The 20,004-nt window shown below is 46.4% G+C and carries 19 protein-coding genes; 5 read left to right on the forward strand and 14 right to left on the reverse strand.

Annotation, left to right across the window (positions count from 1 at the left end):
- The first annotated feature begins 55 nt into the window (after nucleotides 1-55).
- The gene (locus tag NSQ57_RS13865) at nucleotides 56-1,372 is read left to right on the forward strand and encodes an amino acid permease (RefSeq protein WP_342424947.1); all 1,317 of its coding nucleotides are present in this window, start codon (nucleotides 56-58) and stop codon (nucleotides 1,370-1,372) included.
- Between the two features lie 21 nt (nucleotides 1,373-1,393).
- Here NSQ57_RS13865 and NSQ57_RS13870 read toward each other — a convergent pair whose 3' ends face one another.
- The 5 genes from NSQ57_RS13870 to NSQ57_RS13890 form a co-directional block, all read right to left on the reverse strand.
- The gene (locus NSQ57_RS13870; RefSeq protein ID WP_029518125.1) at nucleotides 1,394-2,350 is read right to left on the reverse strand and encodes an aromatic acid exporter family protein; all 957 of its coding nucleotides are present in this window, start codon (nucleotides 2,348-2,350) and stop codon (nucleotides 1,394-1,396) included.
- A 119-nt stretch (nucleotides 2,351-2,469) separates the two neighbouring features.
- Nucleotides 2,470-3,303 carry an ABC transporter permease subunit gene (locus tag NSQ57_RS13875; protein WP_029518126.1) on the reverse strand — a complete coding sequence of 278 codons (834 nt, stop codon included), beginning with the start codon at nucleotides 3,301-3,303 and terminating at the stop codon, nucleotides 2,470-2,472.
- 8 nt (nucleotides 3,304-3,311) lie between these two features.
- Complete coding sequence (locus tag NSQ57_RS13880) at nucleotides 3,312-4,124, reverse strand: ABC transporter ATP-binding protein (protein WP_069010621.1); 813 nt, start codon at nucleotides 4,122-4,124, stop codon at nucleotides 3,312-3,314.
- Complete coding sequence (locus tag NSQ57_RS13885) at nucleotides 4,121-5,212, reverse strand: ABC transporter substrate-binding protein (RefSeq protein ID WP_029518128.1); 1,092 nt, start codon at nucleotides 5,210-5,212, stop codon at nucleotides 4,121-4,123. Before NSQ57_RS13885 ends, NSQ57_RS13880 begins: the two co-directional genes overlap by 4 nt.
- 127 nt (nucleotides 5,213-5,339) lie before the next feature.
- A complete protein-coding gene (locus NSQ57_RS13890; protein WP_029518129.1) occupies nucleotides 5,340-6,857 on the reverse strand; it encodes a carboxypeptidase M32 in 1,518 nt (505 codons plus the stop codon).
- A gap of 173 nt (nucleotides 6,858-7,030) precedes the next feature.
- Between NSQ57_RS13890 and NSQ57_RS13895 the strand changes: the two genes are divergently transcribed.
- From NSQ57_RS13895 to NSQ57_RS13910, 4 genes are all read left to right on the forward strand, one after another.
- Nucleotides 7,031-7,594 carry a carbonic anhydrase gene (locus NSQ57_RS13895; RefSeq protein ID WP_029518130.1) on the forward strand — a complete coding sequence of 188 codons (564 nt, stop codon included), beginning with the start codon at nucleotides 7,031-7,033 and terminating at the stop codon, nucleotides 7,592-7,594.
- A 251-nt stretch (nucleotides 7,595-7,845) separates the two neighbouring features.
- Nucleotides 7,846-8,418: a PadR family transcriptional regulator gene (locus NSQ57_RS13900; protein ID WP_013310597.1), complete on the forward strand. Its 573-nt coding sequence runs from the start codon at nucleotides 7,846-7,848 to the stop codon at nucleotides 8,416-8,418.
- 154 nt (nucleotides 8,419-8,572) lie between these two features.
- Nucleotides 8,573-9,028, forward strand: a complete 456-nt coding sequence (locus tag NSQ57_RS13905) for a hypothetical protein (protein WP_039271220.1) — start codon at nucleotides 8,573-8,575, stop codon at nucleotides 9,026-9,028.
- A 3-nt stretch (nucleotides 9,029-9,031) separates the two neighbouring features.
- On the forward strand, nucleotides 9,032-9,310 hold the full coding sequence (locus tag NSQ57_RS13910) for a YxcD family protein (protein WP_013310599.1): 279 nt from the start codon (nucleotides 9,032-9,034) through the stop codon (nucleotides 9,308-9,310).
- Between the two features lie 144 nt (nucleotides 9,311-9,454).
- Here the strand turns inward: NSQ57_RS13910 and NSQ57_RS13915 are convergent, their stop codons facing one another.
- From NSQ57_RS13915 to NSQ57_RS13955, 9 genes are all read right to left on the reverse strand, one after another.
- Complete coding sequence (locus tag NSQ57_RS13915; protein ID WP_318627201.1) at nucleotides 9,455-10,369, reverse strand: STM4011 family radical SAM protein; 915 nt, start codon at nucleotides 10,367-10,369, stop codon at nucleotides 9,455-9,457.
- The gene (locus NSQ57_RS13920; protein WP_342424948.1) at nucleotides 10,366-11,784 is read right to left on the reverse strand and encodes an STM4012 family radical SAM protein; all 1,419 of its coding nucleotides are present in this window, start codon (nucleotides 11,782-11,784) and stop codon (nucleotides 10,366-10,368) included. Before NSQ57_RS13920 ends, NSQ57_RS13915 begins: the two co-directional genes overlap by 4 nt.
- Nucleotides 11,785-11,853: 69 nt before the next feature.
- Nucleotides 11,854-12,636, reverse strand: coding sequence for an STM4013/SEN3800 family hydrolase (locus NSQ57_RS13925; RefSeq protein WP_069010631.1), 783 nt, complete (start codon nucleotides 12,634-12,636; stop codon nucleotides 11,854-11,856).
- Nucleotides 12,629-13,969, reverse strand: a complete 1,341-nt coding sequence (locus tag NSQ57_RS13930; protein WP_342424949.1) for an STM4014 family protein — start codon at nucleotides 13,967-13,969, stop codon at nucleotides 12,629-12,631. The genes NSQ57_RS13925 and NSQ57_RS13930 overlap by 8 nt, the downstream gene beginning before the upstream one ends.
- A gap of 67 nt (nucleotides 13,970-14,036) precedes the next feature.
- Nucleotides 14,037-14,879, reverse strand: a complete 843-nt coding sequence (locus tag NSQ57_RS13935) for an STM4015 family protein (protein WP_039271210.1) — start codon at nucleotides 14,877-14,879, stop codon at nucleotides 14,037-14,039.
- 223 nt (nucleotides 14,880-15,102) lie between these two features.
- Nucleotides 15,103-16,569, reverse strand: a complete 1,467-nt coding sequence (locus NSQ57_RS13940; protein WP_039271208.1) for an efflux RND transporter periplasmic adaptor subunit — start codon at nucleotides 16,567-16,569, stop codon at nucleotides 15,103-15,105.
- A gap of 68 nt (nucleotides 16,570-16,637) precedes the next feature.
- The gene (locus tag NSQ57_RS13945) at nucleotides 16,638-18,155 is read right to left on the reverse strand and encodes a DHA2 family efflux MFS transporter permease subunit (protein ID WP_061831583.1); all 1,518 of its coding nucleotides are present in this window, start codon (nucleotides 18,153-18,155) and stop codon (nucleotides 16,638-16,640) included.
- Between the two features lie 15 nt (nucleotides 18,156-18,170).
- On the reverse strand, nucleotides 18,171-18,824 hold the full coding sequence (locus NSQ57_RS13950) for an HlyD family efflux transporter periplasmic adaptor subunit (RefSeq protein ID WP_069010635.1): 654 nt from the start codon (nucleotides 18,822-18,824) through the stop codon (nucleotides 18,171-18,173).
- A 357-nt stretch (nucleotides 18,825-19,181) separates the two neighbouring features.
- Nucleotides 19,182-19,994: a hypothetical protein gene (locus tag NSQ57_RS13955; protein WP_342424950.1), complete on the reverse strand. Its 813-nt coding sequence runs from the start codon at nucleotides 19,992-19,994 to the stop codon at nucleotides 19,182-19,184.
- Nucleotides 19,995-20,004 lie beyond the last annotated feature (10 nt).

Consider the following 20,004-nt stretch of genomic DNA (forward strand, 5'->3'; position numbering starts at 1 on the left):
AGATTGATTATCTGATAAGCTGGAGAAAATAACAATAGAAAGAAGGCTTTTCTGCATGACAAGTGAAAGTAAACTTCAATCCACCATTGGTCTTCCACAGGCCATTGCACTCTATATCGGAGCTGTACTGGGTTCGGGAATATTGATTGTGCCTGGTCTTGCCGCCCAAATGGCGGGACCGGCATCGCTGCTGGCATGGGGTTTTATGACCCTGCTCATCTTGCCAATGGCACTTTCTATGGGTCTTCTATCCGCCAAATTCCCGAATGCGGGTGGAGTATCGCATTTTGTCACGTTGGCCTTTTCACCAAGTGCCGGTGCTTATATCGGGTGGTTTTTTCTCATGTCAGTTCCGATTGGGGCTCCTGTTGCCGCACTCACCGGAGCCGGCTATATGACCGCAGCCATGGGCTGGGGAGAGGAAAGCCGCATGATGTTAGCCGCTGCTATGCTGGCGGTGGGCCTGATCATCAATTGGATCGGCATGAAGGTCGCGGGACGTATTCAGATCGCAGTCGTCATAGCTATCGTTGCTGTCCTTATATTCGCCATTGCCGCAGCACTTCCTCAGATGGAAACAATCCACTTCACCCCGTTTGCTCCACATGGCTGGCTCTCCGTCGGTCAAGCGGCCGCGATTCTGTTTTGGTGCTTTATCGGTTGGGAGGCCGTGTCCCATATGTCAGAGGAATTCACTAATCCCCGGCGGGCGGCCGTTAGAGGTGTGACCATTGCAGCCGTCATTGTTGGTTTGCTTTATTTCTTAACAGCGCTGGCTACTGTGGGCACACAAAGTTACCTTGCAGGGGGTTCGGATGCTTCGCTCGTATGGGTGATTAGTCGGGCTATTGGGCCATGGGGCGCGATAATTGCAGGCTTGACGGGTATCTTTATTTGTACCGCTACTATTATTGCTTATGTGGGTGCCGCTTCACGTGTCGCTTATGCTTTATCCCGGCAAGGACAGGCCTTTCGCTGGATGGGCATGTTATCCCAACGATTCCACACCCCTATCGGAGGCATTGCTTTTCTTAGCGTCTGCTTCGTGATCATTATGGTGTTGTACGGTAGTGGTACTGTTTCACTCACTAACCTGATCCAGTTCCCGAACGCCACCTTTATTCTGACCTATCTCGGCGGTTGCGCAGCAGGAATTAAGCTTCTACGTGGTAGTCGCTGGGGCGTTGCCATTAGTTGGATATCGTTCATCTCTACGGCGATCGTTTTCCCCTTTGTCGGATGGGCTATGCTGTACCCTTGCCTGATCACCGCTGTCTTATGGATCACAGACCGAATTCGGCACAAACGGACTTTAAACCATCCAGCTTCTACTGACACTGAACAAGAAAAGGCTACTGTCCGTCATGGATAGTAGCCGTTCAAGGCCTTTACTCTAATTTCTTACTGGAGTAGGGGCCTTGTCCTTTTTCGCAATTTTCAAATACTGATGAAGCTCATGTGTAAGCTGTAATAATGCCGAACGAATCTCAAATTCCTCCCGGGTTGCGGGAAGCTCCATGGCTTTAAATTCTTCACGAACCTGCTCCAGCAGCTTCTCGGTCTGTCCCGTATAATGTCCAGCCAAAACATCATTGCTAAGCTGGTCGAACAGCTCAGCCAGAAGCTTGGCCTGCGGCATATGCTGATACATTTGTGCGATCAACTGCATCATGTTTTGGATCGAATCCAGCTGTTCTTTTCGCATATAAAAATACACATTCCAGCCCTCTTGGGGACGAAGCATCTGATTTTCCAAGGAACGTCCCGCCTCAGTGACCCCTTTGGCTATCACGCTGTTCGCTTCAATAACTTCCTTGCCATCCCATATGTATGCTGGACTACGCAGCGTATTGGCCATATTTCTGAATATAACAGAAAATGTCCGATCTACCTCCTGCCGAATTTGTTGCATGGTATTATCAGAACCCGGCATATAGGCTAAATTGACAATCATTGCGGAACCCAGTCCAATCACTAGCAGACCTAGCTGGGTCAGCAGTACCTCCATATCAATCACGCCGCCGCTGAATACGCGAAAAACCACGACCGAACCGGTGACAATCCCTTCTTTAAAGCCCACCCGTACAATGACTGGAAACGCCGTTAAAATATATAATGCCAGTACCCAATCATGGAATCCGAATACTACAAACAAAACACAAGCAAAAAGAAGCCCCACGACGGATGCAAAAAATCTCGCCGAAATAGTACGGAGACTTCTCTTGCGTGTGACATCCACCCCCAAAATCGCTAAAAGCCCTGCTGAGGTAGCACCATGAATGCCAAAACCCTCCGCAATAAGTACGGCCATTAATGCGGCAATAGCCGTTTTAATCGTACGAAAGCCCATGAAAAAATTCTGTCCTCTCTGGATGAAATCTGTTTTAGCATTTTCATAAATTTTAAGTATTTTCATTTTTCATGGTACTTTATTTTCACGTTTTACACAAATGTTCAGAACTTTTATTATTACCGATGAGGACGACCCGAAAGCAGGCGATGCTCCACATACACGACCGCCTGATACATCAGAGTAGCTACGACAGCAATGATCAACAAACTGGACATAACCAGCGTGAAATTGAATACCTGAAAACCATAGATAATCAAATAGCCTAAGCCGTTTTTAGCCACCAGAAATTCACCAACAATCACGCCAACCCATGCCATACCCACATTCACTTTCAGTGTAGAGACAATTGCAGGAAAGGATGCAGGCAAAATCACCTTTTGAAACGTATCACGGCGTGATCCGCCAAACGTGCGAACCACTTTGATTAGATTCGAATCGACTTCCTGAAAGCTGTTGTATACGACTAGTGTCGTAATGATGACCGTAATGGAGAGGGTTGTCATTAGAATAGCAGTAAATCCCGCCCCAAACATAACGATAAAAATTGGACCTAGCGCCACCTTAGGCATACTGTTGAACACGACCATATAGGGGTCAAGCACCCTCGACAAAAACGGTGACCACCAAATAAGTACAGCCAGCAACGTACCAAACAGTGTACCCAGTAAAAACCCCGCCATCGTCTCTCCCACGGTGACACCTACATGTCCCCATAATTCACCACTGACCGCATCCTTACCGATCTGGGTGAAAATTTTGCTCGGATAGCTGAACAGCAGTACATCAATCCACTTCAATCGACCTGCAATTTCCCATAATACAAACAAAAGCAGTAAAATAGCTGTCTGTACCCCTGTCACTAACCATCGTTGCGAACGCCTGCTGCGTAAATACGCCTGATGTAGTCCTTGAATCCAACGTTGCTCAAGCTGATCCGCTTCGTCCTTCATACGTTAACTCACTCCTTTGCTCCCGAAGCCTCCAGTTCACCCCATATTTCATGAAAAAGCTCATTAAAACCCGGCTGCTCGCGTGCATAAAAAGGCTGAGCTTCTCGGATGCAACCCGGAATTTCGAAGGTACGTCGGACATGACCAGGATTTCGACCCATCACTATAATCCGGTCACTGACCGCAATGGCTTCGGCCAAATCATGTGTGACTAAAATAGCCGTCTTCCTCCGCTCGCGCAAGGTTTCCGCAATCAGATCTTCCAGCTGTAGCTTGGTTTGATAATCCAGCGCGGAGAACGGCTCATCCAGCAGCAGCAATCCCGGATTGGTCGCCAGCGTCCGTACCAGCGCCACGCGCTGGCGCATTCCCCCAGACAACTGGGATGGATGCAGATGCTCCTTCCCTCCCAGACCCATGCCTTCCAGTAACAGCCTTGTCTGCTCACGTGCAGCTTCATCTACTCTGTTGGCTAGTTCCAGACCCAACAATGCGTTCTCCATGATCGTCCGCCACGGGAACAGATAATCCTGCTGCAGCATGTAACCAACTTCTGGACTCGGCCCACTTACCGGCTGACCTTGCAACATGACTAGGCCTGCCGCTGGACGCAGTAGCCCTGCGATCATGGACAGGATCGTCGTTTTGCCGCAGCCGCTTGGGCCGACCAAGCTGACAAACTCCCCTGTCTCTACGGAAAAATCAATATTCTCAACCGCCAGCGAAGCTTCACGATCCGTTACATAGACATGCGTCACTTGCTCCAGTCTCACCATCGGTCTTGTCGCGTCCGAAGTTAGATCACTCCGTTCCTCCATCATGACGAACCTCCAGCATCGACACCTGCATCCGTAGATTCAGTTGTGCTCTTTTTCACAGGCGGTTCAGTATTTCCGGTAGAATTTGACGAAATCGCTTGTTGTGCAAAACTTGGGTTCACTAGCTTATCCAGTGCAACTGGACTTTTAAGCTCCCCTGCCGAGGTCATGACATCCTGTAAGTTCTTCCATTCCTTTTCCTCAATCATCGGGTTCAAAGCATAGGTGCTCTGTTCCTTATATCGCTTGATACTACTCGTCAAAATAGCTAAATCTGTATCTTTAAAATAGGGCGTGATTGCTTCGGCAATCTGTTCAGGTGAATGCGTAGCAATCCACTGTTGTGCCCGATATACAGCATTTGTAAATTTCTGTGCAGCCTCGCTATTTGCCTTCAGGTAGCTTTGCTTAGCCATATATACCGTATACGGCAATTCGCCGCTCTCCACACCGATAGAGGCAACTACCCGCCCACGACCTGCCTTTTCAAAAATAGATGCCTGTGGCTCAAATAGCTGTACATAATCCCCTGTACCCGAGCCGAAAGCAGAGGCAACATTAGCAAAATCAATATTTTGAATCAGCTTCAGATCCTTATGAGGATCAATGCCGTGTTTGCGAAGCGTAAATTCAAGTGACATTTGCGGCATTCCGCCCTTGCGTTGCCCCAAAAAATTTTGTTCTTTCAGCTTTTCCCATGCAAAGTTATCTTGCGTTTGACGGGCAAACAAAAAGGTTCCATCCTTCTGTGTCAGTTGGGCAAAATTAATGATAGGGTCCTCTGCTCCTTGCTGATACACATAAATAGATGTTTCCGCGCCGATGAGCGCGATATCCGCCTGGTTGGACAACAACGCCGTCATCGCCTTGTCCCCCCCGGGAATCGTTGCCAATTGGACATCCAGTCCCTCCTGAGCAAACATTCCCTGGCTCAAGGCTACATACTGCGGCGCATAAAAGACCGTACGGGCTACCTCGCCTAGTCTGATCTCAATTGTCTGCTCCCCCCCTTTGGGGGTGCACCCACTGAGCAACAGTAATCCGAGTAGTGCCGCAGCCACCACAGCTTTGAAACGAGCGCCGTTTTTCATCCTTATTCCCTCCCCACCTTTTTACATCCGTTGACTTCATATATTGTTATGCGGTTGTCGATATATTGGTTAATTGCACAAAAAAAAACCACGTTCGCCCGGGAACGTGGGGAAGATGGCATATGATTTACAGCTTGTATATGGAGGTATATTTCTCTTCCAGGTAGTCGGCGAGATAATCCGGGTTCAGATCTTCACCTGTAATGGCTACAATCAACTCGGAAGGCGTCCGGCTCTTGCCGTAACGGTAAATACGTTCGGTCAGCCATTGCTTGATCGGCTCAAGTTCTCCAGCAGAGATTAATTCATCTAGATTTGGTAACTCTTTGCGTAATGTCGCCAAAATTTGTGCTGCATACATATTGCCAAGCGAGTAGGAAGCAAAATAGCCAAAATCACCACCGGACCAGTGAACGTCTTGAAGTACGCCCAGTCCATCATTCGGTGGAAGTAACCCTAGGTATTCCTTATATTTCGCATTCCACACCTCAGGGAGACGCTTCACATCCAGCTTTTCATTAAACAACATTTTTTCAATTTCATAACGGATAATGATATGTAAATTATATGTTAGCTCATCCGCTTCAATACGAATCAGTGAATTTTCCACACGGTTGACTGCCCGATAGAATTGATCTGCCGTAACCTTTGCCAAGCGATCAGGAAAATGCTTTTGCAAATCATCGTAATACCGATCCCAGAAAGCACGACTGCGTCCGATTTTATTTTCCCACAAGCGGGACTGGGATTCATGAATCCCCATAGAGGTTCCTCCCGACAGTAGTGATCCTGCTAGCTCAGGAGCAATATTTTGTTCGTACAGCGCATGACCTCCTTCATGCAACGAGCTGAAAATAGCACTAGTTACATCATCTTGCAGATAATGTGTTGTTATACGCACATCACCTGGATTTAATCCTGTTGCGAAAGGATGTACGCTCTCATCCAAGCGACCTGCGTCAAAGTCATACCCCATCTGACCTAATATGAACAGGCTGAACTTCTCCTGCTGCTTCACATCAAACACACCATCTAAAAAGCTCTTATCCGGCTGGTTCGGTGAAGCCTGAATTTTAGACAATAGTGGCACAAGGCGCTTTTTGAGACGATCAAACACAGCATCCAGTTTTTCAACCGTCATCCCCGGCTCATATTGATCCAAAAGCGTGTCATACTCTGTATCCTTAATCCCCCAGTAGCCGATAAATTCACGCTTCATGTCTACGATTTTAGACAAGTAGGGTTCAAATCCGACAAAATCGCTATGTTCCTTTGCGTCCTCCCACTTGCTCTCTGCCTGCGCTGCGAGAATGCTATAATCCCGGTATCGGTCTGCCGGAACCGAACGATTCAGGTCATAATTTTTACGGCATTCCTCCACCAATCTGCGATCATTGTCTTCCAGTTGCTCCAGCTTATCTACTGTGGCAAAAAATTGCAGCAATTGTCCCATTTCATCCGAGATCATCAGCTTGAACATTTCAGTGGACAGCATACCCAACGTCTCCGACCGAATGTCAACACCCTTGCGCGGAGCACCAGTTCGTAAATCCCAGTGCAGCAGACCTACTGCTTCGCCATAACTACTGATTTTGTGTGAAAGCTCCTTTAAAGCCGTCAATTGATCCAACGTCTGTTGCGCCATACTTGAGGTCACCTCTTTAACTTAAAATGGATAAAACTTTACAATACCTATACTTGATGATACTTATATTAAAAAGTATAATCAACACACAACATGTACGACCAGCTCCTAAGACCTAAAATAAACGTTGGGCTGTACATATCAAACTTAAATAGAATCTGGAGGGAACAATCGTGAATCACATCAAAGAAATTTTAGAGTACAATCGTGTTTTCGTAGAAAACAAAGAATACGAGGCCTATAGAACGGGCAAGTTCCCCAATAAAAAAATGGTCATTATCACTTGTATGGATACACGGCTAACGGAGTTACTCCCGAAAGCCATGAACCTGCGCAACGGTGATGTGAAAATCATCAAAAATGCGGGTGCTATTATTTCACAGCCCTTTGGAAGTGTAATGCGCAGTGTGCTAGTCGCCCTGTATGAGCTGGGAGCAGACGAAGTCGTCGTTGTAGGTCATTATGAGTGCGGCATGGCTGCATTAAATGCAGACCACATGGTCAATGAAATGCTCGATCGCGGAATTTCTCAGGAAGTGCTGAATACATTAGAAAATTCAGGAATTAAGCTAAATAAATGGTTAAAAGGTTTTGACAACATTGAAGAAGGGGTAAGAACTACCGTGAAGCTTATTAAAAATCACCCGCTTCTCCCTCCTAATGCCCCCGTTCACGGCATGGTTATTCATCCAGATACAGGAGCGTTAACACTTCTCGTTGATGGAAATGAACAGTAAATAGGATACGCTTCGGCAGAAGGTTACCAGGGTAGTTTAAGCTCGTACATACGAGCTTAAACTACCCTTTTTTATGAAAAAAAGCACATATACGTGGAGAATGACAAGAGTCAATTTTGGCTAACCTGTGAACGACCTGACTGAAAGTTGTCAAACCATACAGTTTCAGTGTACACTTTTCATGAAGCTGCAGAATAGCTGCCGCAGTGCTGTTACAACCGTTACTATGATGGATGAAGGAGATAAGATCTATGAATTTACTATCGTATGGTCTGTTGGGGCTTCTCGCAAGAGAGGAATCCTCCGGCTATGATCTGATGTTGCGTATCCAGCCTTTTTGGCAGGCCAAGCACAGTCAGATCTATCCGCTACTGGCCCGTATGGAGAGCAAGGAACTGCTAGCCTCCCGTTGGATTCAGCAGTCCGACAAGCCTGATAAGAAAATGTATACCATTACCGACAAGGGAATCCATATGCTTCAGCAATGGTCCCAGGAAGCGTTAGCTGCTCCGGTTACACGGGATGAATTAAGTCTTCGACTGTTCTGTCTTTGGTTAACGGACAAAAGTAGTGCCAATCGTATGCTGGAGGAACGCAAACGTCATTTTATTCAGAAAATCCAGCATCTTGAGGATATCCTGAACGATATTCCTGCAGAGAATTTACATTTTGGCAGTAAGAACTTTGGTGACTATATTTTAGTACAAAAAGGACTTTTGAATGCTAAAGCAGGTCTGGAATGGTGCCAAATGGTTCTGCGTATGCTGCTTGCCGGTGATGTCAGTGCTGACACTAATCCGTTTTCACTTAAGCCGCAAAGCTGAATGTTTTAGCCAATCCATGCATAGGATTTATGGGACGTTATTATTTAATTTTTTAAAAATTAAAATTCTTTGAAACCCTTTTCCATGCCATTCGTATTACTGGTAAGCGGTTGTTTGACCTATAAACAAATTTACTAAGGGGGATTATATTTACATGAAAAAAACATTCACTTTGAAAAATATGATGATGCTGATGATGGCTTTTACCCTACTCATTGCTATGATCGCACCATCTACAGCTGATGCAAGGCGAGGCGGCGGGTTTAAATCCGGACCTAAATCATACCAATCTACACCAAGCAAGGCGAATGACAGCAATGGCATTAATAAGTCAGATAGCGGAACCAAGTCAGGGGCAACTGCTGGTAATACAAGCAGAACCGGTGGATTCCTTGGCGGTGGCGGCGGATTTCTGAAAGGTATGATGCTGGGCGGTTTGGCAGGTATGCTCTTCGGCGGATTGTTCGGCAACATGGGCGCATTGGGCAGCTTGCTTGGCCTTGCCGTTAACGTTCTGGCCATTTACGTCCTGATCATGGTCGGAGTAGGTATCTACCGTGCTATTAAAAATCGTCGCAGACCAGATGATTCCCGCGGAGGACGTTACTAAGCTATGATTTTGAGTATGGATGAGATTGTCAACGCTATTTGCTTGCATATGGCTGAACGTAAAGGTGTCCAGCCCACGGATGTGACAGTAGAACTAAGCTGGGAAGAGGATACAGGTTATTCAGCAGAAGTCCATGTACAGGGCCGCAGTCAATATCTGGTGGAAGCCAATATGATAGAAGCCATTCTGAGATACCTATATTCCGAATACAATATTCGTGCCTATCGCGAACAAATCAGATTGGATCTGGATGAAGAAATTACTGCTATTGTCCAAACTTGATTATTTCGCATAGAACAGTCGTATAGAGTTATTATAAAACAAATGAACCGACCTTTGCTTGATGGCAAGGGTCGGTTTTTTGTTGATCGTTTCTCTAATAGATCAAGGTGCTGTAGTATTACATTTAGATGTGGACAACCCTTGCTATATGGATTCATTATCTCTATGAATAGCCTGTCTGCTAAATGATGGAACCGGAGATAGCTGTACTTGCGGCACTCTTTCGAGTAAGCTACTACCGTACATTTCCCGAAACGGCTGCTCTTCCATATGAATATAGCCGATATAGCAGCCGCATTCTCTCATCCGGCACGGACGTTTGCCACTCAGACCCTCAAGACCATCCCTATATAAGTGTCCAAGCACCCGTCGATCCTGATAGCAGTGTTTTACTCTTCCGTCACCCTGGACATAAAATACATCTTCACCGGCGCGACATGCCCGTCCCTGACTGCTATAATCCTTTAAATTCCATTGAAAATAGGGGTCGATCGCAGTTAATTCAGTGACTTCAGCATCTGTATAATAATGGGGTCGATCCTTGTAGGCGTTGACCCACAAATAAACATCCCTTGGAAGTTGCGATCTTAAGGAACGAATAGCTGGGAAGGCTTGTCTTAACCCGACGGTACCGACACTATAGGAAATACCAAGTTCATATAGCTTCATAGCCTGCGATATAAAAACTTGCTCTTTCGTCTCTCCAGGGTGATATGTAGCCCACAGCGCAGCAGTCTCCGCGTTCAGTTCTTTCGTCCAATCCAGCTTCGTCGAGAGATTCGTCTGTACCGCCACTTTTTCCACATGCGCCATGTGGGAAAACTCAATCATGGTCTTGCGATACCAGGAATGAATCAAGGCTTCTCCATACGGATTAAAAAAAATAGAGAGACGATGCCCCAAAACGCCCTGTTCCCGTACCCAATCAGCAAAACGTTCCAACTGGACCCGATCCTTGTTCAACGTTTCCCGACTATCAACGTTTTTACTGAACGGGCAATAAGGGCAAGCATAGTTACACGAGGTCAACGAACCACGATAATATAAGGTCGCTCTCATGCGCCTACATATCCTTCCATACGCTCACGTACTGACGTGGAGATCATCCAGTCCCCAATCGCATCGGAATAGGCCATTCCTTCCTCTGTAAGTCGCAGCGTGCCCTCCTCGACGACAGCCATACCGGATTCCAGCAGCAACGACATTCCTGTAAAATCGTCCGACAGGGATACACCGAAGCGCTCTGCATAGGCTGATAGCTCCAAACCTTCCCGATGAAGAAGCGCCTTTAAGATAAAGCGTCGCTTACTCTCATCCACATTTAAAATAAAGCCGTAGTCAGCCAGATCATGACGTTCCGCAGCAACATAATCTGCGATAATGCTACGGGTAGCTGCTGCACTAACCCCATAACGGCTGGCATAGTGGACATTGCGTGTATAGGAGCGTGCACCACACCCCAGACCAGCCATACCTTCCTCCTGGCAACTGTAGGGCAAAAGCTCTTTGCTGGATATACCATCATTTTTTGCAAAACGGCGCATGGAGTATTGTACATATCCTGCTTGTTTGAGCCGTTCGCGCGCCACTTCATACAAGCTAAGGCGAATATCATGATCCAGCCCGGTATAGCCTGGCTTTAAAATCGTATTTTCTCGAATATATAACGGATAAAGAAATATTTCTCCTGGCGAGTAAGACAGGGCTTCCTCTAAAGAATACAGCCAGGTTTCCACCGTTTGACCAGGCAAGCCATAGATCAGATCTACGTTCAGCAAAGGAAAGTTGTATTCCACCAGCCGCTCAAGTGCTTCTCTAACAAGTTTGGGCTTCTGAGGTCGGTATATGGCGGCACTTTCTGATTCCACAAAGCTCTGAATTCCCATACTGACACGATCTGTCCCGCGGCGCTTGAGCACCTCCAACCTGTCTTCAGTCACAGTATCGGGAGAGGTCTCCACCGAAATAGAAGCTCGCTTAGGGTCCAGTCCCATAATATTTTCCGCAATGTCAAACAAGCGCTCCACCAAAGGAGCCTCCAGTAAGGTCGGTGTACCGCCGCCGATCGCAAAACGTGAAAAAGGTCGACGCCCCATAATGGGTGTCCATTGCTTGGCTTGTCTTTCTAGTGCATCCACATACTCCTTATGTACATCCAGACGCTTGTCCGGCAAAGTGAACAGGTTACAAAACCCACAGCGAGCCGCGCAAAATGGAATATGCATATACAAAAAATAGCTTTCTAACTCCTCCTTCTCCCACAACTCCTGTAATGAGAGTGGTGTATCAAACGGACGATAGGCCGTTTTATGCGGGTAAGAGTACAGATAGGAGCGGTAAGGAGCTTCACGGATTGTGCTTGCCCATTCAGCAGGAGTTTCAGGCCACTGAAACCTAGACGGTGCTAAGTTTGTGTCTATCTCCAGGGCTGGCGCATCCGCTGGATGCGAGTGATTCAGATTTATGGCTTTCATTTCTGCTCCTTCCTCACGCTGGATTGATTTCTTGATATTTTACCAGTGCAATCTATACTTCTATTTGCTCTATAAAATAAATTCGCGGTAAGGCACATTCCAGACTACCTCATGCGCCAGACGATGTCCTTCATAGCCGTCTTCCCCATAAGCTGTACCATGATCGGAAAAAACCATGCAAAACGTCTTGCCCCGATTTCGCAAAGCATCAAACAAACGTCCAAGTTCACCATCCACATACCGCAAGGCTGCCCGTTGAGACTCCACTGAATCTTTGGCTGCGCCCTTCACAAAATAATGATTAGGCCCATGGATCGCTGATACATTCAGAAATAAAAACAAGCGCTGTGACGGGTCTGCATTTTCCAACAGTTTCAGAGCATGATTCACCTGATTCTCCGTCGAACGGGGGTTGGTAACACCAAAGTTCATACGCCAGTAGCTTTCTTGGAAATATCCAGGCAGCACCTTGGCAAGCTTATTTTTCTTTGTGAAAAAAATAACGCCGCCGATACAGATGGTCCGATAACCTTCACCCTCTAGCCCGGACACAATATCCGGGGCATCGAACAGCCACGTATGTGAATGCGTACGCAATCCCGTATCCTTGGTGTGGAACAGACGAATATGTGAAGTCTTATCTGTATTCGCTGGAGTCGGCAAAAATCCGCCAAAAAAAGCATGATGTGCAGCATAGGTAAAGCTACCCGGTGTATGGCGTTTTTCCCACGACCCGGAGCCGCACAAATTCGGACAGTTCTCTTCTTCCAGCTTTGCTACGTCATAACGCAGAGTATCAAGCGTAATCATGACAATATCATGAGAGCCGACAATTTGATTCATATCAGTCATATCTGTTTTTCCTTTCCGTACCCACGCTCCTATTAGCGAGGTGCTGCATTTCCCATTCATACGGATTCCAACCCTGATGCTCAACCCGGTACAGCAAATCACCGAACGGATTAACATCCAACACATAGGGATGACCACCATGAGCCGGAACCAGCACATCCAGTCCAGCAACCATGGAGGCTGGAAAAACACTCATAGCGGCTTTCGCCGTAAGCTGGACCGATTCCACCGTATTCTGTGGTAATCCGGCTTCCTTCAGCGAGAGCCGCTCATTACGCAAATGCAAATTCGTAATAGGGCTGTGGCTCAAACGTAAAACCGCATGGCAAGCTTCTGATCCGCACACGAGTTGGCGCACATCATAAACACGCCCATTCAAGGTCGCTTTGGGAATCCAGCGCTCCACATGTACCCCTTCCAGGCATAGCCAGTTAAGGATAGCATGAATGTCCTGCTTATCCGTATAACGACGCAATCGTCCGGCATTATAATACACGCGCTGTCCTTGTATGATTTCCGTTCCAATCGTGGTCACTGCCAGTTCCGCGTGTGTGTGGGGATGTACCTGATAGGCCATGACACCAGAAGCACCGGACCCACAAAATATTTTCACAAATACGCGGTGAAACCCGCTCTCCTTCATTGCCGTGTGCAGATCGACAACATCACGAAATGCACCACCTGAAGATGCAAGCACTGGTGGAACCCTTATATCTGCCTTGCCTAAATCGGCGCTACAACGCCGTTTGTCGAACATCACGGCAACTTCCGCCGGGTCGTTCATCCAGTGTGACGAGGGCCAGAGCAGAGCCACTTCATCCCGTAGCCAGGCCAGCAGACGGCAATAGCCCCGGAACCATTGTGCCGGGTGCCAAATACGACCGTGCTGCTCCTGCAGACATCGCGCTTCTGCCGCCGATATACCTGTGCCTTGTGTCCATTCCGGACATGGCAACAGAGAATCGTCTCCCTCAGCATCCGGAGCGCCCAAAGCAATCAACTCACGCTCTACCTCAAAGCTTTCGCCCGGTGCATCCAGGCGAAGCAGCGGGCCACTGTCCATCTGCCCCGCCAGTAACTGATCAATGCTCTCTTGCACAAAGGAACTGCCATTCACGCTATCTTGCGTAGCTCGTGCAGCTATTCGCAACATCAGCTCGCTCAGACCTTGTTTCTGCCGAATAGCTTCCAGCACATTCTTATAGGAAACCTCCAGAGCGGGCGGAAGCATTAATCTGCTTCTCGCCTCCTGCAGCCCAGTAGTTCGACGATTTCCCGGATTACCGAACAAGATAAACGGCTCGCTGACATTACAGTCTGACATCCTAACCATAGAGCCGCCTCACTTTAGATCAATTTAATTTTGAAAACAGTCCGTTTTAGAAATCCATTTGTACAAATTACTCAGTCAGTGATGGATAGCGCCAATCATCTTCCTCATCCGCTTCTTGTTGATCTTCCACGTTCACAGATAGACCTGAGCTTTTCCAACGTTGCATCATTTCACTAGACATATAATGATAGCTCAAATCCAGATGCTTCAGCCCTTTTATACTTTCACTAGCCAGTAGTGCTTCTGCACCTTTATCAGACAACGTACCTTGTGAGAGATCCAGCACTTCCAATTGTCCAATCACAGGGGCATTAGCTGCTGCAATTGCAATTTCATCCTGTATTTCACTATCTTTGAGTCCCAAGTATGTAAGTTTGGGAAAAGGATTGCTGTCTAAAAACGGCAAAACATCTTTCAGGCTACCGTCAAAGCCATAGTTCTCGACACCCAAATACAGTTCCAACTTGCGCAGTTCAGGCAGTTCAGCATTACGTATTTGCTCAAGAACGCTCACAGGCAGACCACCACAGATAATAACCAATTCTTGAAGATGGTTATGACGAAGCGGCTCCAAGCTCAGGTCCTGGCTACCTTTGATATGAAAGGACTCCAATGCTGGAAACGCTTCTAACAATGGGGACAGATTCGTCTGGTTAATCCAGGAAACCTCACACTCATCGTATTCCATATCACCAATAAACAGTTTGCGTATCTTAGGGAATTGATCTTTGAGTTTCACTAACACTGGGATAAAATCCTCTGGTGAACTTTCATAGGCGCCGCCCCAATCTCCAATGATGAGATCTGTAACTTGCGCGCTCTCCGGCTTGGCTGCCAGTTCCTCAATAGATTTAGCCATCGTTTGGCCATTCTCATAAGCTTCATAATCCACTACCAATTTCACTTCCATCTTACAATTCCTCCGATCGCTTGTCTGAGATCTCGTAAACTATCTATTTCCAATTTAGTCTATCCTATTCTACCAATGTTCGTCAAAAATAGTCCCATATCGACATTAATCCTATGTAAAATTTGCTGAATGAAATAAAAACAAGACAGCCCGCTAAGCAGGCTGTCTTTGCATATTCATAATAAACTTCTACTATTATATAGTACGTAAGTTTAGAGCCTAATTATTGGCTAATTGTAATCGGTGAGTTATCGGACAGCAATGCCAGATTATTCACGATCACATTCTCCTCATTGCTCAAGCCACTGGTAACGAGTGTTTGTGAACCTGCCGTCTGAACAGTCTTCACTTCCTTACGTTTCGCATGGTCTCCGTTTACAACATATACATATTCTTTACCTTGATCCTTTTGAACTGCCGCAGTAGGAACCACAATTCCTTCTTGTGCATTGGCAGCGACAAAGCTGATATCAGCCAACATGCCGGATTTCAGTTTCGTGTCTGGATTCGCTACTGAGATTTTTACAGGATAGCCTTTTCCACTTGCATCCAACGGGCTTACATTTTTAACTGTACCTGTTGTTACAATGTTGGAAGCTGCAACACGAACCTGTACCTTGTCACCTGCTTTTACATTGTTGATCTGCTCCGCTGGAACATAGATCAATGTATTGACCGTACTCAGATTAGCGATGACCAGCGCAGGAGACTGAGCGGATACCATTTCGCCCACTTCTGCATTTTTCGTGCCCACAATACCATTGATCGGTGATGTAACAACGGTGTCATCCAATGCATCCTGAGCAATGTTCACATTCAGCTGAGCCTGCTTAAGAGATTGTTGGCTGGACTCGATAACCGCAGTATTTTGAGATACTTTGAGCTGATTTTGCGCATTACTGTAACCGCTATTTGCATTACTGTAGCTATTTTTTGCTGAATCATAGCTGTTGCGAGCTGTAGTTAGAGCCTTCTGCGCAGCTACCAGCTGATCTTGCGCGTTAGCCTGCGCATTTTGTGCATTATTGTAAGCCGCTTCCGCATTCACGACTGCTGTTTTGGCTTGTTCTAATTGAGCTTGGGTGCTCGCACCTGCATCAAATAGACTTTGTGTACGTGTTACATTCTTCTGTGCATCTGCCAAAGCTTGCTGCGTTTGTTTCACCGTATTGGCTGCCGAGGAGACACCATGTGTTGCTTGTTCTACGGCTGTAGTGGCTTGATTAATAGCTCCCTGTGCCTGATTGATTGCACTTTGGGATTGAATCACGCCACTCTTGGACTGCACTAAGCCCGAGTTTGCCTGAACCATCGTAGATTCGTGGGATGCTTGAGCGGTGCTTACTCCGGCTGCTGCCGCAGCTGCTGCGGCGCGGGCTTTCGCAACATTATTCCGCATGTCCTTATCATCAAGCTTGAACAGTACTTGACCCTTTTTAACCTCGGAGCCAATATCCACAGGCAGTTCAACCACTTTACCGCCCACTTTAGGCACGATGTTCACCGTCTCCGATGGTGTAACCGTTCCTGTATAAATATTCCCCTGTCCGATAATTCCCTGCTGTGCTTGGCTGATTTTAACCGGAACGACCATATCCTGAGCCGCCCCGCTATTACTGGAGCAGCCTGCCAGCACTGCGCCGCCGAGCACTAAAGCCGCTAATGTACTTTCTACTCTCAATATTTTCATGATAATTCCCTTTCTTTCTGTCCGTGGAAATAATGTAAGTCATCCAGTCGTATTTTATAGTTCCTTGATTAAGCTTCCGGCTGTGTCTTTGCTTTCTTCCTCTGAATAAACAAAAAGATTAGTGGAATCGTGCAAAACAGCGGTATGGATGAAATGAGGAACGTATCCCCAATCCCTCTTGATGTGGCATCTAGTGTGATTAAACTACTTATGGATGACATCCATGAGCTGCCCAATGTCGCTTGTAGCGTATGAGCCGAGTCTGGTGTAATGGACTCCGAAATTTGCTGGGCATGAGCAGCCGAACGGCTTTGCATAATGGCGGTTAGCACTGCAATCGCCATAGATGCAGCTACAGTACGTACCAGATTGGATGCTGTAGATGCATTGGCTACCTTGCTCGGATGAACGGCATTCATACCGACCGTGGATAATGGCATCATGCAAATACCAATTCCCAGACCCCGTAATGCCATTACGGTTTCCAACCAGGCATGCGAAGTATCTGGCGTAAGCTGGTGAAGATGATAGGTCATAAAGCTGGTTAGCGTCAGGCCCACAAGCCCCAAAGGCACAATTCCGAACTTATCGAACAGCTTCCCGGCAATAGGCATCATAGCCGCCATGGCAATGGCCTGTGGAATGAGGATAATACCAGTATCAATCGGTGACACACGCTGGATATTTTGCAAAAACAACGGTGTTAGGAACGTTCCTCCGTACATCCCCATCATGACCAGACTAGAGGCAATAACACTAATCGTATACTTTGAATTCTTGAATAATGAGATTTCAATTACAGCATTATCCTTGCCGCTTTCTACATAGATCAGAAAAACAAGTGCCCAGAAAGCAATAAACAGCAGGGATACAATTCCAAAAGAAGTCCAGCCATCACGCTGGCCGTTGGTCAATGCGTACAAGAGTGTTCCGGCACAAGTTGCGGCCAGCAAAAAGCCCGGTAGATCAAACGGCTTCGGCTCTACTTTAGGCGGCTCTTTGATTAGAAGAATAACCATTAAAATTGCAAATAAAGCAACCGGCACACTGACAATAAACAAGAACCGCCAGTTAAACCACTCAATCAAATATCCGCTAAGCGTAGGCCCTACAGCCGGCGCTGCCATTGCGGCGATCCCCCATATACCAAGGGACATACCGATTTGTTCACGCGGCATAATTTTGTAAATAATCGTCATACTCAGCGGCATAATAACACCACCGCCCAGACCAGCCAGCACCCGTGCTGCGATCAGGGAAGAATCACTCCATGCAAAAATACATATTCCCGTTCCCAGCGAAAATACGCTGAGCGCTAGAATCAAAAACTTTTTGTATCCGAGGCGCTGCTCCATATATCCGGTAATCGGTACGATTACACCAGATGCAAGCGTGTAACCTGTAATAACCCACTGAATACGTGTCGTCGTAGATCCTAAATCCGTCGTCAATCTAGGAATGGCGACATTGATCAGACTGTTGTTCAGAATGGCGACAAAGGCGCCTAAAACGATAGCGAAAAAGGCAAGCCAGCGTTCTTTGGAAGAATCTGTCGAAGGAGCAGCAGCAATATCATTGGCAGCCACATGGACCCCTCCTTTTTAAGGTGTATGAATTTTTACTTCCACGTTCGTTCCAGGAATAAGCTTCAGATCCTTCGGCTTGTTCACAGCAATCTCTACAGGCACACGCTGAGTCACCTTGTTAAAATTACCACTTGTGTTTACTGCAGGAACGAGTGAGAACACGGCGTTGGAGGCTTCGCCTACTTTACGAACTTTACCCTGAATCACCTGGTCCCCTGCTGCATCAAGCGTAATGTCAACAAGCTGTCCTGGTTTAATGCGGTTAATGTCATTTTCTTCAATATTCGTGGATACATACAAGCTGTTCATATCCACCATAGTTGCAACAGCACTACCCGGCGATCCGATTTCATGCTCTTTCGAATAAATCTTAATGACAGTTCCATTGATCGGCGCGCGCAGTACGGACTTGCTGATCATGCTCGCATCCAGCCCCGATACATCCTGCTCGGCAATCGGTTCATTACGCTGAACAACATCTCCTTCTTCCACATCAATGTGGCTTATTTCTCCGGAGATTTGCGGCATTACCTTATATTGATCGGCTTGAATGCGCGCATCGTCACTTTTAACAAAGTGTGTTGCTTGATACCAATAATAGTAGCCAATAGCTCCACCGCTCAGAACGAGCAGTACAATGAGGATTGGCAATACAGTTTTCTTACTCACTTCTTCCACCCCTGTTGTCCAAAAAATTTTTATTATTCAACGCTAATATTTTAAAATTGAAATATTAGGCCATTAAACCAAATGGAGAACGTAAATAAACACATGGCAACGTGCCATGCAAAAGACAGGACTTATTTTATGTACATAGGACAATCTGATCCATGGTCCACAAACCGTCTTTTATATTTAAATATTTTCATATAACTATTGTACATTGAAATATTATAGATATATTTATCTATTCAGGCAACATAAATTTTCAGTTTTTTCATAATTTTTTTTCATAAAAAAGAACCTTGTTTCCAAGGCTCTTTCACGAAAAGGGATAGTTTACAATTAAAGGGTTACACAATAATGTTAAGAGAAAGGCGTAGGTACAGCTGACCGTTGTTTGCAGTTTTTCGCCTCCTGTCCTTCCTTCGTGTTCTTATTCATTCTATTCCCTTGAGAAGCTTGCTTTTCCATGCAACCCCCGCAACGACAGCGTTCTGACGTCCCATGTACATCATCTTTGGAATCCCTCAATAGCCTCACATAATCCAGAGATTGCTGTAAAGAAGCAGGCCCCGGAATGAAGCGGACCTTCTTGCCTTCCAGCAGACAGTATACCTCAATAAGCTGAGGAAGGGCCCCAAATGCGTAATAACAAAATACATTTGTCATATGTTGGAATGTACTAATAACGTTAGGATTATAGTCAACGATGTACTTTTGAATGAGCAGGGAATCTGTTTCTGCTGATAGTTGCCAAGCAGCCTGAACAATAAGTGAAATATTGACCTCTAACTCAGGCACGGACGTACAAAATTGTTCATACAGCATCACAGGCATCATCAAGTCATTATTTAAGCCACAAATTTTTGACAACTCACCTGACACTTTATTTTTGACATCCCAATAATGGAACAAAGATTCAAAGCTGTCTGACTGCTTGGGCCACCATTTCTCCAGCACATACTGGACAGGGACTTCCCGCCGTACCTTTACTTCCATTCCAAAGTATTCGTTGAGCGCATGCCCTACTGCATATTGAACCCGTTGCCGCCAATTCCAGCCCTCACGCCCTCTTTTCCTCTGTGATTGACGGATTGGCTGTGGAGTTCTCCACATCTCCTCCAGCTGATAGTCGTGCAGAAGAGGAAAGCCGCTTAAGCTATCGCTATTGCGCATACCTATCCCT

The sequence above is a fragment of the Paenibacillus sp. FSL L8-0502 genome, from assembly GCF_038593055.1.
GTDB lineage: Bacteria > Bacillota > Bacilli > Paenibacillales > Paenibacillaceae > Paenibacillus > Paenibacillus polymyxa_D.

Excerpts from the sequence above, each read along its gene's own strand:
- NSQ57_RS13865 (WP_342424947.1), top strand. The coding sequence starts at position 56 with ATGACAAGTGAAAGTAAACTTCAATCCACCATTGGTCTTCCACAGGCC.
- NSQ57_RS13870 (WP_029518125.1), bottom strand. The coding sequence starts at position 2,350 with ATGGGCTTTCGTACGATTAAAACGGCTATTGCCGCATTAATGGCCGTA.
- NSQ57_RS13875 (WP_029518126.1), bottom strand. The coding sequence starts at position 3,303 with ATGAAGGACGAAGCGGATCAGCTTGAGCAACGTTGGATTCAAGGACTA.
- NSQ57_RS13880 (WP_069010621.1), bottom strand. The coding sequence starts at position 4,124 with ATGATGGAGGAACGGAGTGATCTAACTTCGGACGCGACAAGACCGATG.
- NSQ57_RS13885 (WP_029518128.1), bottom strand. The coding sequence starts at position 5,212 with ATGAAAAACGGCGCTCGTTTCAAAGCTGTGGTGGCTGCGGCACTACTC.
- NSQ57_RS13890 (WP_029518129.1), bottom strand. The coding sequence starts at position 6,857 with ATGGCGCAACAGACGTTGGATCAATTGACGGCTTTAAAGGAGCTTTCA.
- NSQ57_RS13900 (WP_013310597.1), top strand. The coding sequence starts at position 7,846 with ATGAATTTACTATCGTATGGTCTGTTGGGGCTTCTCGCAAGAGAGGAA.
- NSQ57_RS13905 (WP_039271220.1), top strand. The coding sequence starts at position 8,573 with ATGAAAAAAACATTCACTTTGAAAAATATGATGATGCTGATGATGGCT.
- NSQ57_RS13910 (WP_013310599.1), top strand. The coding sequence starts at position 9,032 with ATGATTTTGAGTATGGATGAGATTGTCAACGCTATTTGCTTGCATATG.
- NSQ57_RS13915 (WP_318627201.1), bottom strand. The coding sequence starts at position 10,369 with ATGAGAGCGACCTTATATTATCGTGGTTCGTTGACCTCGTGTAACTAT.
- NSQ57_RS13920 (WP_342424948.1), bottom strand. The coding sequence starts at position 11,784 with ATGAAAGCCATAAATCTGAATCACTCGCATCCAGCGGATGCGCCAGCC.
- NSQ57_RS13925 (WP_069010631.1), bottom strand. The coding sequence starts at position 12,636 with ATGACTGATATGAATCAAATTGTCGGCTCTCATGATATTGTCATGATT.
- NSQ57_RS13930 (WP_342424949.1), bottom strand. The coding sequence starts at position 13,969 with ATGGTTAGGATGTCAGACTGTAATGTCAGCGAGCCGTTTATCTTGTTC.
- NSQ57_RS13935 (WP_039271210.1), bottom strand. The coding sequence starts at position 14,879 with ATGGAAGTGAAATTGGTAGTGGATTATGAAGCTTATGAGAATGGCCAA.
- NSQ57_RS13940 (WP_039271208.1), bottom strand. The coding sequence starts at position 16,569 with ATGAAAATATTGAGAGTAGAAAGTACATTAGCGGCTTTAGTGCTCGGC.
- NSQ57_RS13955 (WP_342424950.1), bottom strand. The coding sequence starts at position 19,994 with ATGCGCAATAGCGATAGCTTAAGCGGCTTTCCTCTTCTGCACGACTAT.